The organism is Vibrio proteolyticus NBRC 13287 (genome assembly GCF_000467125.1).
In the GTDB taxonomy this organism is placed as follows: Bacteria; Pseudomonadota; Gammaproteobacteria; order Enterobacterales; family Vibrionaceae; genus Vibrio; species Vibrio proteolyticus.
The window spans coordinates 168,348-183,141 of the sequence record NZ_BATJ01000007.1 but is presented as its reverse complement, the minus strand read 5'-3'; the positions used below and the strand labels follow the sequence as shown (position 1 = coordinate 183,141).

Below are 14,794 nucleotides of genomic sequence, written 5' to 3'. Positions count from 1 at the left end.
GAGAATAACAATGAATTATTGCCAATATTACGCCGTTGATGTGGTGAATGGTCCCGGGACACGCTGTACGCTGTTTGTTTCAGGATGCGTGCATCAATGCCGTGGATGCTACAATCAATCAACGCAAAAGCTCGATGCTGGTAGCGCGTTTACTCAGCAAGCCGAAGATCGGATCATTAATGATCTGAACGATACGCGGATAAAGCGACGTGGCTTGTCACTATCAGGTGGGGATCCGCTTCACCCTGCTAATGTTTCTGCTGTGCTTAAGCTTGTTAAGCGCGTCAGGAAGGAATGTCCTAGCAAAGATATCTGGATGTGGACCGGATACACGTTGCAAGAGTTAAACGATGCTCAGAAAGAGGTTGCCTCATACATCGACGTGCTGGTCGATGGGCGATTTGAACAGGATAAAGCAGACCCATCTTTGCAATGGCGTGGCAGTTCCAACCAAATCATCCACAAGTTCACCGAATTTTAATCGGATAAGAATTTTCGCTTCGAATTTTTATGAACAAGTGTTAACGTGAGTCACTACTTGAATTTCAAAGGGTTGTGACTTTCATGTTTTCACATTTACCAACACCAGCACTTGATCCTATTCTTTCTCTTTCTGTGGCTTACCGGAATGATCCTCGACCAGACAAGGTCGATCTCGGTATCGGCGTGTATAAAAACAGTGCCGGCGAAACACCGGTGATGGAAGCGATTAAGCAGGCTCAGGACATCGTTGTTGCTACACAAACCACAAAATCCTATGTCGGTCTTGCTGGTTGTGAAGAGTTTAACCAGTCGATGGTCAATTTGCTGTTATCGGGCACAGCTGCGATGGATCGTGTCGCCGCAATCCAAACACCTGGTGCCAGTGGCGCGCTGCGTATGTTGGGAGACTTAATGAAAGTGGCCCAGCCTGATACCACAGTGTGGATTTCGAATCCAAGTTATGTGAATCACAAACCCGTGATGGAAGCCGCTGGCCTGAAAGTGAAGTTCTATCACTATTTTAGCCCGGAAACCAAGCAGGTCGACGTGGCGCGCATGCTGGACGATCTGTCTAAAGCAGGGCCAAATGATGTGGTTTTGCTGCATGGCTGCTGTCATAACCCAACTGGCGCAGATATTGACTTTGCTGCGTGGCAGGAGATCACCAAACTGTCGATAATTAAAGGCTTCATGCCATTTGTCGATATTGCCTACCAAGGATTTGGTGATGGTTTGGAAGAGGACGCAAAAGGGTTGCGATACATGGCCGACAATGTGGAGGAGATGATGATCACTACATCCTGCTCCAAGAACTTTGGCTTGTATCGCGAACGGACTGGTGCGGCTATCGTGGTGGGTAAAAACCATGTGGATGTTGCCAACGCCAAAGGTAAACTGTTGACGCTGGCACGCGCCACCTACACGATGCCACCGGATCATGGTGCCGCCCTGGTTAAAACTATCCTGCAGGATGATAAGCTGACCCAAGTGTGGAAAGCGGAACTCAGTAGTATGCAACAACGTCTTGTGGCGCTACGCCATTCACTGTGTGAAGAGCTTCGTAACGTTCATGCAACGGCTCAGTTCGACTTTATTGAGTCACACAAAGGCATGTTCACTGTGCTAGGATTTACACCAGAACAGATGGCACAACTGCGTGAAGAATATGGGATTTACGGTGTGGGAGATGGCCGAATTAACATCGCCGGCCTGACCGAGAAACACATCCCTTATGTTGCCAGTGCCATTGTGAGCGTTTCAAAATAATTACTATCGGGTATTTGAATGAACAAACCATGGAAATTGTTATTACCACTAATGTTGTGCGGTGGTATGGTCGCCTGTACGACAACCAGTCAAGTTCCAGTGGAGCCGGAAACACAGCCTAAGGTTGAGAACCCCAAAACGGAGGTAACCACATCAGAAGTGGTTCAACCGGAAACCCAACCAAAGGAAGAGGTTAAAACCGAGAAGGTTGAACCTGAGGTGAAGCCTCAGGAAGTGAAACCTAAGCCAAAACCGCTACCGAAGAAGACATCGGATGGAAAACTGATTCTGGGCGAGCAGGAATGGGTATATGTTCCTGGTTTGACCGAGTTCTTTAAAGCGAGAATCGATACCGGCGCAACGACTTCATCCATCAGTGCTATTGACGTGATCCCTTTTGAACGCGATGGCAAAGAATGGGTTAAGTTTAAAATTGAGCATGACAAGCTCAAGAGCAAAGAGCTTGCTTTGCCAGTTGAACGTTGGGTTAAGATTAAGCAGTCCAGTAGCGATGAATCTCAAAAACGTGCGGTTGTCGCTGCCTGGATCCAGATTGGTGACTTAAAACAAAAGACGGAGTTCACGTTGGCAGATAGAACCCATCTGGCGTTTCCGTTGTTACTCGGTAGAAGTTTCTTCAATGATGTCGCTGTCGTGGATGTCAGCCGTAAGTTTGTTCAACCAAAACAAACCAAGTAACCGATATTGATGAATAAAGAAAAACCCGCCGGTGGTGGGTTTTTTTGTGTTTGATATCAGCGATCCCAGTAGGCTTCTTCCAGACTGTCTTCTCGCTCAGGAAGGGCGCGCGACAGGCGAGGAGAGTGCTGGGTGAGTACTTCATAGCTGACTCGGTTGGCGTATTTACAAATCTGCGACAACGATGAGTAGGTCAGGTAGGTGTGATCGTGTTTCGATGAGTTAGGCACGTTCCTAAGGTGAAAGCTGTTGGCGGCCATATCGTGTAACAAGGCTGACAATGCCGCATCACCGGCACCATTGGTGTTTTTGATCTCTAAAGGTCCGCCTAAGTATGGCCCGATGTGAGAATAAACCCGTTGCGGGTGCTGACAATCCGACTCACGCATCGCGCGACTGAACTCGAACTGGTTGAAGCTGGCAATAGGTCCTTCAAGGATCGGTAGCTCAGTTTCGCGCAGTGCTGATTTGTCTGTAAAACCTGCCATATAGAGGCCATCTGGGCCTGCGGTACACAGCACCAGATCGACCCAGTCCAGCGCTTTATTTGCAGCCAGCAATGGCGTCTTCTCGCCAGTCAGCGCGTGACCTTCTTCTTCATTCATCGCCACAATGGTGATGTTTTCTTTGATGTAGTCCTGCCACCATTTTTCATTGCCTTCGATCACGTACTTAGTGCCAAGCGTCAGGACGACAGGTACGTTTTTCTGTTTAGCGATGTCGATGGCACGTGCGACGGCTGCTGGCATCGGGTCTTCTGGTTTTCCTCGCATCAAATATGAAGAAACCACCAGGGCTGAGGCTTTATCAAAGACTTCTTCAGGAATGCTGTCCGGACGCAGTTGGTTCATATGACCTTCGTTGATCGCGAAGGTACGTTCCCCGTCTTCAGAAATCAGGGTATAACAACGCCCGATTGGGCCGTCCACCATTTGCAGGTGGTTGAGGTTCATACGTGACGAAGTACGACAAAGATACCGATACGCAAAAGACCCAACCTCGATATTCTTTGACATTACACCAAGCAGAACCGATTTGCTGTCAGCCAACACAGAGTAGTTGTGCAGAGTGTTACCTATGGTATCTCCCGGATACTGATGTGTGATCAATCCACGCTCAACCAGTTCGTCATAGAGATCGTCCGCTTTGCTTTCTTCCAGAACCAGAGAGTGCCCTTTACTCAGTTCGTATTTATTTAGGAACTCGTCATCAACGCGTGCTTCAATGTCTACGATTGTCTGGCCGACGCCGACAATAAAAGGTCGATATAATTTAGGTGCTTGTCGAGCTTGGTTTAAGATTGGATCGCGGGCGTGAGTAGGGAAGTAGTGCTTAGATTTGCGCTGTCCGGGAAACTTCATGTTGTCAGTGAGGTTGAAAATTTTGCCGCATCATATCACACAAAGAATAGATAGTTTTCATCTTTATTACATAAAAAGGCGACAACGTGAGCAGTCGTCGCATTCTTAGATTCTGGTTGATTATTTCTTATCTGTTGTGTACGCGCCGTAAGCTTTGGTTCCCCATAACGGCACGGTCGACAAGCTATGCTTGAAGCTGCCGGATGTTTCTTTGGTCGAATAGGAGATATACATCAGAGTTTGATTTTGCGCGTCCAGAATACGTCTGATTTTCATACTTTTAAAAAAGATGCTTTTTGATTTTTTAAATACCACTTCACCGGAAGCGGATTTGTCTATCTCAGCAATCATTTCCGGGGTGATTTCACCAGTCTGACGACAGGAAATCGAACTGTCTGAAGGATCTGCCAGGCTCAAGTCGGCTTCAATGGAGGCGACGTGGCAAGTCACGCCACTGACGATAGGGTCCTGGAGGTAGTTAAGTTTAATGTCTTTCATCGTGAATAATCCCAGGCTGACGTCACCAACCTCGTCACCACTACAGCCAGCCAGCCCGAGCGAAATCATAGACATCAGGGTGATTTTCTTTAGCATTTCTTTTTCCTGTCAATGTTTTTACCCATGATAGCAGTTTGTTCAGACAAAGAAACGCTTAGAAAATAACTGCTTGCTCATCACATACGGGGTGGTATGCTGCCTGCATGATTTTAAGCCTTACTTGGGATGACTGACAATGGCAACTTCTGTGCAGGCTATCGCCGAACTCAAAAATAACTGGCTTGCCAGTCAGATCGATGTTGAATTTCCTACTCAGGAAAGCCTTGCCGGTCACTCTCTTTATCAAAAACGAGCCGCATTATTTACCTACCACGAATTGAGCCAGGATGAATTCGCAGGAAGCACACTGTTTCCGGAGCAAGACGTTTTCCTGGTCGACTTTCACCGCCTCACGGTGATGTTTGCTTTGCTTCAGGCGCAGGTTTGGGAAGGGGAGCAGGAACAGGCTTTGACGATCGAATTTTTCACCCAAATTATCTACTCCTCACCGTGTGACCTTTACCTTGGCTTTCTGTCTGGTGAACCTGTCGCGTGCGCTATTGTTACGCAACAAGAGTCGGCATCATTGATTTCTGATGTGGTAGCACAAGGAAACGATGCCCAACTGGCTCAGGCTTTTGCGTATTCCGTGGCACAAAAATGCCAGCTACCCCAGAGTGGGAAAACCGTTTACATCGAACAAGCTGATACTTGATGAATGAGAAAGAGTGATATTGTCTGAACTTTTGTCATTCACGCCGAGCAATACACTATTTCTGTTAACTGGATCCTTTATGCATGGCTATTAGCACCTATTATCGAATTTAGCGTTAGCAGCTTAGGTGACTTAAATGCATAAAAAAAAGGTGAAATGTGTCATTTTTGATTGTGATGGCACGTTAGTCGATAGTGAAAAATTGTGCTGCGAGGCGCTGGTCAATGTGTTTAACAGTTTTGGTGCCCGATATCGCTACGAAGATGCTCTGGCGAATTTTGAGGGGGGCAAGCTGGCGGATATTTTGGCTCAAACACGTGATCATTTGAATCTTCAGGTGTCCATTGATGTTCTGGAACCTCTTTATCGTGATGAAGTTCAAAAGCTTTTTGAGCACGGCCTTAAGGCGATGGATGGCGCTCAGGACATTCTTCAGATGCTCGATTCCAGACACATTGAGTACTGTGTTGCTACCAACGGCCCTCAGGAAAAGACCAAGCATGCCCTGATTTTGACGGGGTTAATGCCGTATTTTGAAGGTAAAGTGTTTTCTGCGTTTGATACCAATAGCTGGAAGCCGGAACCAGACCTCATTCGTTACTCTGCGATGAATATGGGTTTTACGCTGGAAGAGTGCTTATATATCGATGATACGCCGAAGGGGTTGGAGGCCGGGCTGCGCGCTGGCGTGAGGACATTGCAGTTACTCGGACCACACTCCAGAACGTACTCACACACCGTTCACGCGATCGACAATCTTAGGGATATCTCCCAATGGTTATAACGCGAAAATAAAGCCAAGCTGCGAATCAGTTTGGCTTTATTGTTTTCCGCCAGTGCAGTTTCAGTGTGACGTGCAGTTGGTGTTGTGAATGTAGTTGGTTGAAGCTGAAGTTACCCCTGAATTACTGACCGTGCGATGGATCTGGTTGATATTTTGCAGAAAGGAGCCACAGTGAGCGCATAGCATATTGTGACTGTTTTCCGAAATCAGAAATTCTTCACTTTCGCATAAAGGGCAGCACAATGTTGCGTTTGCATTGGTTTTTGGTGTGTTCATAAATCGTCTCAGCAAGCAAATAATAGATAGAAATGTTTTTTGTTATGCCTGACCATCATAGATGATCAGGTTTAATGCGGAGTTATATTGATAATCTTATTTGTGTACTTTGAGAGCCAATTCATAATTAATAGTGTGGTATTTATGCAAACGCAGAGCCGCAATCACCATTAGATCGAAAAATTTACCACGCCTGTGATGAAAGGCGTGCCAATCGGAGGGAATGAAGATGGAATCTGAAAAATTCTGTATTGTTCTGACCACAGTCAACAATCACCAAAACGCCGATCAGATCATCGAGAGTTTGTTGCGCCATCAACTGGCGGCATGCATCCAAACGATTCCTATCAACAGTCATTATGTTTGGGAAGGTGCTGTATGTCGTGATGACGAGATATTGATGGTGATTAAAACACGTTGTGCATGTTATGAGGCACTTGAACGGGAAGTGTTAGCGGTTCATGAATACGAAGTTCCGCAGATCGTACAAGTGCCGATTATCGATGGCTTCAATCCTTATTTAAGCTGGTTACAGGCCAATACGCAGGTTTAGCGAAACCGGGATTGCGCGATCATGATGCACAACGATGTGATCGCGCCCAATGTGTCACACAGCATGTCCTTTTGAGCATCCCAAATGTCGCCTTGAGACCCCAGAAAAGCGATGCCTTCATCCCCGCCAGCAACAGTCGCATACCACCATTCGATGATTTCATAGCCAGCTGCAACACTCATGATCGCGAACAAACCAAAAAAGCCAGCCAACACAGGTTTGCAATGCTTATTTCTGATTAAGTATTCAGCAATGGGATAAGCATACAGGCCAATAGAGAAGTGAGCCACGCGGTCAAAGTTATTCCTTTCTGAGCCAATTAACTGATTGAACCAGTCAAAGGGGACTTCAGCGAAGGTGTATTTTGCGCCAATAGTATGCAGTGCCAGCCAGATAAACATCATCACATAAGCAGTGTCACTAAAACGGAATTGCTGTGAGAGCGCATAGATGCCGCCAAGAATGAGCACAGCAGGGACGATTTCAGCTACCCATACCGCACGTGAAGAAGGCTCAATAGCACTGAAGATAAATAACACCCCGTAAAGAAGCGTCAATATAAGAAGAGTTCTGTTGTTTTTGAACGGTAATACAGTGGAATTGGTTGATGACATAGTGGCTCCTGCCTTTATCCATTCACAGAAGCATGACACACAATCGAACGTTGTTCAATTGTGTGTTTTTCCACACGACGTAAACGATTGCTGTTGAAAACATCGAAGATCGCTCAATAATTTCACAATTAAACTTCAGCATTTCATTAAAGTTTGATTTACAAACGGTGGGTATCTATTATCAGCCGCTCAAAGCCATTAATAACAAATAGTAAAGTCATGAAACTGGAAACTGTCGATTACCTTGCCGAAGATGCGGCGGAGCAATTTGTCAAATCACTACGTGAAACCGGATTCGGTGTTCTGAAAAATCACCCAATCCCACAAGAACTGGTTGAGTCTATCTATCAGAATTGGTACGAGTTTTTTAGTTCAGAACGCAAAAATGAATTCCAATTTAACGTTGATACCCAAGATGGCTACTTTCCACCAAGTGTCTCTGAAGTGGCTAAGGGGCATTCGGTCAAAGACATTAAAGAGTACTTTCATGTGTACCCTTGGGGGCAGATTCCTGAAGAGCTAAAAGCTCAGATTCTGGACTACTACCAGCGTGCGAATGAATTTGCCCAGACTCTGCTGAGCTGGGTTGAAGCACATGCGCCGAAAGACGTGCAAGAGAAGTTCTCTGTGGCTTTATCAGAGATGATCAATGGCAGTGACAAAACGTTGTTGCGTATTCTGCACTACCCACCAATGAGTGGTGATGAGGAGCCTGGTGCGATTCGTGCCGCTGCTCATGAAGACATCAACTTGTTGACAGTTCTGCCAGCCGCTAACGAGCCGGGTCTGCAAGTTAAAAGCCAGGAAGGTGAGTGGATTGATGTGCCATGTGATTTCGGTAATCTGATCATCAACATCGGAGATATGCTTCAGGAAGCGTCCGGTGGTTATTTCCCAAGCACGACACACCGAGTGATCAATCCGACGGGTGAACGTCAGGAGAAATCGCGTATTTCATTGCCTCTGTTCTTGCACCCAAAACCAGACGTGGTTCTGTCTGAACGCTATACCGCGCACAGCTACCTGATGGAGCGTCTGCGTGAGCTGGGCGTTATCTAATCAAGCAACGAGCCAGCGAAAGCTGGCTTTTTTGTCGCAGAGATCAATTCCTTTGTTCCATGTGGCTGAATCTGGTGAATTTTGATCCTATAGTGAGAGAGCGACGACTTAAGGATCAAGCATTCGACTATGACTGAACAGCATCAACTTTCGGAACAATTTATACACGAAATCGAGAATCCACTACTGTGGCCTATTCTGGAAGTGTTGAAAGAGCAGCCCCAGGGCTGGAAAGTACACACGTTAGCTGCGTGTTTAAGTGAACTGGAATTGATGCCGGTATTGGATTCTTCTCCGGAGAAAGACCTGTTTAAGCGTAATTTCCTGATGATGAACGCTTTGTATCAACTGCAGGAAACACTCTATCCGCGACAGTGGCTGCAAGTGGAAGCCATGGACATTGAATTGACCTACGTTTTTCGCTCGTCAGGGCATGTGATCGACATGGAAGACCCATTGCGTGAGTATTACAGTGACTGGCACAACTATGAAGCGGAAGAAGGGGAAGTCAAACGCCTGCTGAATGAATTCTGGACCCGCTACCGGGATTTTGTTGGTAGTAAAGAAATCGGGAATCTGGATAAAGCTAAAGCGCTGAGATTATTTGACTTACCGCTGGACGCCACTTCGGCCGAAATACGGAAACGCTGGCGAAAGCTGGCTTTAAAATGGCATCCCGATCGTGAGAACGGCAACAGTGAGCAGTTTCGGATCCTTTGCTCTGCCTGGAATGTTCTCCGTTCAGAGTACTGAGCCGAACAATCGCACTGGCTGGACGTTAGTGCCCCGTAATATGTCGGGCTGATCACTTAGTTCAAACTCTATTAATCCTAAACGCTGACACAGCATAACCGCCGGTCGATTCTCCACCAAAGTGTCAGCGTAAATGCGCTTAATGCCATAACTGGCGATACCAAATTCCAGCAACGTAGTCATCGCTTCAAACGCATACTCTTTACCGTGTTCATTAACATTAAGGCCAAATCCAATAGCGGCGTTGGCGTTGTCTTCTAGGCGCATGCCTGCAACCCCAATCAGTCGTTGGCTTGCCTTCTCGACAATGGCCAAATGATAGCGGGAGCGTGGCGTCATTGTCGCTTCGTTGATAAACTCAGCGACTCTCGTTGTCAGGGCGTCCTGAGTAAGGTCTGAAGGATGATAGAACCGCTGGTAGTGCGGATGTTGGCACTGGGCGATAAAAGTATCTCGGTCATCTGGAGTGAAATCTCGTAATATCAGACGTGACGTAGTCAGCGAAAATGGCATCTTGTGTCCTTGCAAAAAAGCCGATGCTGACACATCGGCGTTTTAATTCCAGCGAGTGTTATTTAGCCGGTTTGAATTGAGATTTACGCATTCGGTTGAGCGCGGCCATGGTATCCAGAACACGAGGGCGTGCCAGATCGCCGTGATTTGGAATAATGCTGTACCACTGTGTGCTATGTAGCATTGCTGCCAGCTCTTTAGCAGGATTTTCTGACCAGCCAGGGAGCTGCGCTAACTGGAACCACAGCCAACCAATGGCGTTCACTTCATTGGCCGATTCTAACTGCTCAAGTGCAGATAAATCCGTGAACTCTTTGCCAAAACGCAATGAGTCTTTCCCCTTAGCGTTAATGCGAAACTTGCCGTCTGCCAGAATGGCCTGTAAATTGGCGCGGTTTAACGCGCGTGGGCGGAACGTGTCCAGCGGTGTCTCACATTCGTTGTGACGCATGGTCGGGTGTTGCTTGATGACTTGCTGTGCTTTTTCTGTGACGTCAACAGCCTGATAGTCGTGCATTTGTATTACGGTATCGGCCACATCCAAGTAATCACCAGAGCCACCCATAACGATAATGGTTGAGATATCGAGCTCATCACGTAATTGCCCGATACGATCAACCAGAGGGGTTATTGGCTCATCACCTTTCGCCACCAGAGCCTGCATCCGTTCGTCGCGGATCATGAAGTTTGTCGCAGACGTATCTTCATCAATCAGCAGAGTGGAGGCGCCGGACTCGATGGACTCTTGAAGCCAGGCCGCCTGTGACGTTGAACCGGATGCATCTTGTGTGGTGAAGTCCGCGGTGTCTTTGTCCATCGGCAGATGATTGATGTAGTTTGAGAGGTTGAGGTGGTGAACGCACCGGCCATCTTCCGCACGGATTTTCATTGCATTGTAATCCGTAACAATACGTTCACGACCGTCACCCGGAATGTGGTTGTAAATGGATCTCTCTATGGCATTCAGCAACGTCGACTTACCGTGAAAACCACCACCGACAATCAGTGTGATGCCCTTCGGAATGCCCATGCCGAGTATTTTCCCTTGATTCGGCGTATCAAGTTCGATTTGAAGTGCTTGAGGCGACACAAACGCCACGGCTTCTTTCATCGGTAGATCGCAGTTACCAGCGACACGAGGCAGAACACTGCCGTTCCCTACGAACGCAGCGAGATCATGTTCGTCTAACTGAGCACGCAGGGCTTCCTGATCTTCAACCACCTCACAATGTTGGATCAGTGCTACTTTATCAAGCTCTCGCTCCAACGTGGCGCGGCGAAGAAACTTAGGCAAATGGAATGTGAGAATGTTATTGGCTTTCTTACCCAGAACACTGCGGCCTTCAGCGGGCAGGTTAAGACGAAAACGCAGCTCTATGCCTTCTTCGGTAAACAATACCGCGGTGTTATCCAGTACAGTTTGTCCGGTCAGTGCGATGCTGACACTGTTTTCCTGCTTAGCAAATTCAGCGAAACTGCGGGCAATAAAGTCGCGGGCGGCCATCTGATAGGCAGGAGACTCATCCAGAAGCCACTCCAGTCCGGTAAGGGGCCAGGCGCGAAGAGCGCGTAGGCGCGACGCTGAAGCATACGGATCGCCCTGGACGTAATCGATGAACAGACGAAAGTCGCCGAAGTCATATTCACCTTTGATTTGTTGATAGGCGCGGTAGTTTTGTTTTTCTATTTTTTTCAGGGTCGCGGTTAACTGATCCATGATGACTGCCTGGTAAGATGGAGAAAGGCGGGGATTATAGGAATCACCGCCCGGTGAGTAAAGGAGATGATGCTATTGTGGGTAACGAATTTCAATGCTACCAGTGTAATTTTGGTTGTTCAGGCAGGCTTCAAATTCATCATAAGGCATGGGTAACCCATAAAAATAGCCCTGACCAAAGTCGCAGCCTTCTTCAATAATAAACTGCTCATGCTGCTGACTTTCGATGCCTTCGACGGTCACTTTCAGCTCAAGTTTCTTTGCGACGTTGACGATAGAACGGACGATCTCTTTGTCATCATCACTACTGTCCAACTGCTGCATAAAGCTCTTGTCGATTTTAATGGCGTCAAAAGGGAATTTTTTCAGATAGTTGAAAGAGGAATAACCGGTGCCGAAGTCATCAAGTGACAATGTCACTCCTAGTTGGTGCAACGCTTCTAAGCTGTTTTGGGCCACATGTTCGTCTGCAATTAAGCTGCTTTCGGTCACTTCGAGTTCCAGATAATGAGCGGGAAGCTGATACGTATGCAGCAGTTCGTTGACCTGCTCTGCAAACAATGGATTTTTCAATTGCATGGCAGAGATATTCACCGCCAGCTTGAAGTCATCGATACGAGGAGCCCATTCGGCGGCTTTTTCGATCGCAGCCCGTAATACAAAGTTGCCGACTTCAAAAATTAACCCATTTTGCTCCGCCATATGAATCAATGTTTCATTACTGATATCCCCTAGAATCGGGTGCTTCCAGCGCAGTAGCGCTTCCGCTCCGGACCAGCGATGTGTGACGGGGGATACTTTAGGTTGAAAATAGAGTAGCAGGTCGTCGTTGCGTACCGCTTGCAGAAGGTAACCCTCGAGCTGGCTGATGTGTGACTGTGAAGCGGACAGATCCTGTGAGTAAAAGCTGTACTTATGCCCCGAATCTTTACACGACAGCATTGCCTCTGTAGCGTGTTTGAGTAGGGTTGTGCCGTTGATGCCCGGCGTGGCTTTGGCAATCCCGATGAAAGAGTGGAGTAGCAGTTGTTCGCCGTCCACCTCAAATTCCTGATACCCCAGTTCCACCAGCGCCAGACATAAGCGGTGTAAGCTGTCGTCCAGATGCTGACTTTTTACAACCAGAACGATATCGGTAGAGGTCGGTCGCGCCGTAATGGCTTCGTACTGAGAAAGGTCACCCAGGCGTTCCCGATACTGCACCAGCACCTTTTCCCAGATGGAATAACTGTATTTGGACTGTACACGTCGTGCATTGGTGAAGCCGATGTGGATCAGCGCTAATGGTTTGATTTTCTGATCCGCGCTTTTCAGCTGGGTATCCAGCTCGGCTTCGAGTGCTTTTCGGTTGAGAAAACCAGTCCCCATATCATGTCGTTTTCGGTAAGCGACCTCCTGCTCTGCAGCTCGTCGGCGGTCAATCTCCTGATTCAGTGAATAGTTCAGATCGACTAAGTCTTTTGTTCTGGTGTCGACCCTAGAGCGTAACTCTTCATTTAACACCTGGAGTTTCTCTTTCTGGTAGACGGTCGTGAGTTGAGATTCGATTGAGTCACGAAAGCTCGCCAGCAGTTGGCGGTAGAGCTCGTTGAAGTGGTTTTCTTGGGTATCCAGCACGCAAATGGTGCCAAACGGTGAATTGTCTGGCCAGTTTATCGGAATGCCACAATAGGCAATCATACCGAGCGCTACATCGGGGTTATCACGCCACTCGGGATCAGACAGAGCGTTCGGAACCAAGAGTTCACGCTGCTCGTTTATTACCGTTTCACAGTACAAACCTTGTCCTAATGAATCAGAGTCTCCTGTTTTATAGGGATTGGTGGTATTGCTGCTGCTAGAAAACACTTCGATATGCTGATCATGGATACGCATGACCAAGGCTGAGGGAACTTCAACAATGTCAGCAAGCAAATTGACGATCGTCTGCCAGCCGCTGAGCATCTCCGAAGGGATCGATAACTCGCGAGTATTGATTTTTGACATACATTCTTCCTTGTTGCGGCCAAACCGTGCTTCCGTGCACCAGATGTTACGACTAAAACGTCAAGTAATAACGGGCTGCTTTTTTATTTAATTATTATAGAGATTGACAATAATGTACGAAAAAATGCCCCACTTTGAGGTGGGGCACACAAGGAATTGGTCAAGTCTCAGCATTGAGATGAGATTAATAAAGCGTATCAATCCGTAAACGCGGTGAGATCGACATCCTGATTGTAATCCACTTGCTCAAAACCAAAGCCGTTCAGGCGCAGGAACTCCTGTTTATATCCGGCATAGTCACCAAGCTGTTGGAAGTTGCTCTGGTTGAGTTTGCCAAGGAGTGCACGAACTTTTTCCTGCGTATCGGGATTTAACTCCCAGTCATCCATTCTCACCAGCCGTTCTCCGTCGACCGGAACACCAGCCCGGCAGTAGAGTTTTTCCTCAAACAGGCGGTGCATTTGTTCGATACAGCCTTCATGGGTTCCTTTTTCTTTCATGACTTTGTACAAGGCAATCATGTAAGGGCTAAGACCTGGGATAAACACGCTTGCTTTGGTGACTAGGGCCTTACACACCGTGGCATAAGCGCCACCGTTATAGTTTGCCAGTTTTAGATTGAGCGAGTGACTGGTTTGGTGCAGGTCGACCTTGGCACGGCCCAGTGTGCCGTCGAGGTAAATAGAGTGTGTGACCTCGGGGCCAATATAGGAGAAGGCGATGGTTTTGCACCCCTCGGCGATGGAGTCATTATTGATCAGCGTATCAATCCAATCTTCCCAGTCTTCGCCTCCCATGACTTTAATGGTGGCTTCGATTTCCTTCTCTGAAGCGGGCTCCAACTTAGAATCGATCCATTGATCGTTTTCCAACAAAATCGACGATCCCGACACCGGTTCGCCAATCGGCTTAATCGCCGAACGCCAGAGCTCGCCAGTCTCTGGATTTGGTCGAACTCCGGTTGCAAGGCTGTATATCACCAAATCAACTTCGCCTTCAAAATAGGTTTCGATGGCTTCAATCACTTCGTTTCTTACCTGCTGGGAAAAGGCATCACCGTTTATATTGATGGCAATCCGGCCTTCTTTTTCTGCGTGTTGTTTAAAGAAATGATTGTTGTACCAGCCAGCACTGCCAACGCCTTTATCTGACGGGCCACGCTCAAAAGAGACGCCGATGGTGTCAGCATTCGCGCCGAAAGTCAGCGCAATGCGTGCCGCCAGCCCGAAGCCGGATGATGCGCCGAGAATCAGAACGCGCTTCGGGCCGTGGGCGATCGGTTTGGCAGATTTTACGTATTGAATTTGTTGAAGAACGGCTTGTTCGCAGCCGGATGGATGAGCGGAACGTGCAACCACGCCCTGAATAATAGGTTCAATCATCATATGTTGTGCACCTGCCCGGTGTAAGTGATCAGGATAAGTACACAACATAGCGTAAAGTTGCGTAAAGTTTATTGAGCTAAACCATTAAATAGT

The 14,794-nt window shown here is 47.5% G+C and carries 15 protein-coding genes; 8 read left to right on the top strand and 7 right to left on the bottom strand.

What is annotated here, in order from left to right:
- Window positions 1-10: 10 nt before the first annotated feature.
- The 3 genes from nrdG to VPR01S_RS10650 all read left to right on the top strand — a co-directional run bounded on the left by nrdG (window position 11) and on the right by VPR01S_RS10650 (window position 2,448).
- On the top strand, window positions 11-481 hold the full coding sequence (nrdG, locus tag VPR01S_RS10660; RefSeq protein ID WP_021705340.1) for an anaerobic ribonucleoside-triphosphate reductase-activating protein: 471 nt from the start codon (window positions 11-13) through the stop codon (window positions 479-481).
- A gap of 83 nt (window positions 482-564) precedes the next feature.
- Complete coding sequence (locus VPR01S_RS10655) at window positions 565-1,749, top strand: amino acid aminotransferase (protein WP_021705339.1); 1,185 nt, start codon at window positions 565-567, stop codon at window positions 1,747-1,749.
- 18 nt (window positions 1,750-1,767) lie between these two features.
- The gene (locus VPR01S_RS10650; protein ID WP_021705338.1) at window positions 1,768-2,448 is read left to right on the top strand and encodes an ATP-dependent zinc protease family protein; all 681 of its coding nucleotides are present in this window, start codon (window positions 1,768-1,770) and stop codon (window positions 2,446-2,448) included.
- Between the two features lie 56 nt (window positions 2,449-2,504).
- Here VPR01S_RS10650 and VPR01S_RS10645 read toward each other — a convergent pair whose 3' ends face one another.
- Entirely contained in the window at window positions 2,505-3,809 is a 1,305-nt protein-coding gene (locus VPR01S_RS10645; RefSeq protein WP_021705337.1) for an inosine/guanosine kinase, read from the bottom strand.
- A 120-nt stretch (window positions 3,810-3,929) separates the two neighbouring features.
- On the bottom strand, window positions 3,930-4,403 hold the full coding sequence (locus VPR01S_RS10640) for a CreA family protein (protein WP_021705336.1): 474 nt from the start codon (window positions 4,401-4,403) through the stop codon (window positions 3,930-3,932).
- Window positions 4,404-4,542: 139 nt separating this feature from the next.
- Between VPR01S_RS10640 and VPR01S_RS10635 the strand changes: the two genes are divergently transcribed.
- The 3 genes from VPR01S_RS10635 (at window position 4,543) to cutA (ending at window position 6,674) form a co-directional block, all read left to right on the top strand.
- Window positions 4,543-5,061, top strand: a complete 519-nt coding sequence (locus tag VPR01S_RS10635) for a hypothetical protein (RefSeq protein ID WP_021705335.1) — start codon at window positions 4,543-4,545, stop codon at window positions 5,059-5,061.
- 136 nt (window positions 5,062-5,197) lie between these two features.
- The gene (locus VPR01S_RS10630; protein WP_021705334.1) at window positions 5,198-5,845 is read left to right on the top strand and encodes an HAD-IA family hydrolase; all 648 of its coding nucleotides are present in this window, start codon (window positions 5,198-5,200) and stop codon (window positions 5,843-5,845) included.
- Between the two features lie 505 nt (window positions 5,846-6,350).
- A complete protein-coding gene (gene cutA / locus VPR01S_RS10625) occupies window positions 6,351-6,674 on the top strand; it encodes a divalent-cation tolerance protein CutA (protein ID WP_040902565.1) in 324 nt (107 codons plus the stop codon).
- On the opposite strand, the gene VPR01S_RS10620 is transcribed toward cutA, so the two are convergent.
- A complete protein-coding gene (locus VPR01S_RS10620; protein WP_021705332.1) occupies window positions 6,671-7,288 on the bottom strand; it encodes a DUF2238 domain-containing protein in 618 nt (205 codons plus the stop codon). The two genes, cutA and VPR01S_RS10620, sit on opposite strands and share 4 nt — an antisense overlap.
- Window positions 7,289-7,507: 219 nt before the next feature.
- On the opposite strand from VPR01S_RS10620, the gene VPR01S_RS10615 reads away from it, so the two are divergent.
- Together VPR01S_RS10615 and VPR01S_RS10610 are read left to right on the top strand one after the other, a co-directional pair.
- Window positions 7,508-8,347: an isopenicillin N synthase family dioxygenase gene (locus VPR01S_RS10615; RefSeq protein WP_021705331.1), complete on the top strand. Its 840-nt coding sequence runs from the start codon at window positions 7,508-7,510 to the stop codon at window positions 8,345-8,347.
- A 129-nt stretch (window positions 8,348-8,476) separates the two neighbouring features.
- The gene (locus tag VPR01S_RS10610) at window positions 8,477-9,100 is read left to right on the top strand and encodes a DNA-J related domain-containing protein (RefSeq protein ID WP_021705330.1); all 624 of its coding nucleotides are present in this window, start codon (window positions 8,477-8,479) and stop codon (window positions 9,098-9,100) included.
- On the opposite strand, the gene VPR01S_RS10605 is transcribed toward VPR01S_RS10610, so the two are convergent.
- From VPR01S_RS10605 to fabV, 4 genes are all read right to left on the bottom strand, one after another.
- Window positions 9,089-9,613, bottom strand: coding sequence for a GNAT family N-acetyltransferase (locus VPR01S_RS10605; RefSeq protein ID WP_021705329.1), 525 nt, complete (start codon window positions 9,611-9,613; stop codon window positions 9,089-9,091). The two genes, VPR01S_RS10610 and VPR01S_RS10605, sit on opposite strands and share 12 nt — an antisense overlap.
- Before the next feature lie 58 nt (window positions 9,614-9,671).
- Window positions 9,672-11,330 (bottom strand): ABC-ATPase domain-containing protein, encoded by a 1,659-nt coding sequence (locus VPR01S_RS10600; protein ID WP_021705328.1) that lies wholly within the window; start codon window positions 11,328-11,330, stop codon window positions 9,672-9,674.
- Window positions 11,331-11,402: 72 nt separating this feature from the next.
- Window positions 11,403-13,316, bottom strand: a complete 1,914-nt coding sequence (locus tag VPR01S_RS10595; protein ID WP_021705327.1) for a sensor domain-containing phosphodiesterase — start codon at window positions 13,314-13,316, stop codon at window positions 11,403-11,405.
- Between the two features lie 197 nt (window positions 13,317-13,513).
- Entirely contained in the window at window positions 13,514-14,701 is a 1,188-nt protein-coding gene (gene fabV, locus VPR01S_RS10590) for an enoyl-ACP reductase FabV (RefSeq protein ID WP_040902564.1), read from the bottom strand.
- Window positions 14,702-14,794: the final 93 nt, after the last annotated feature.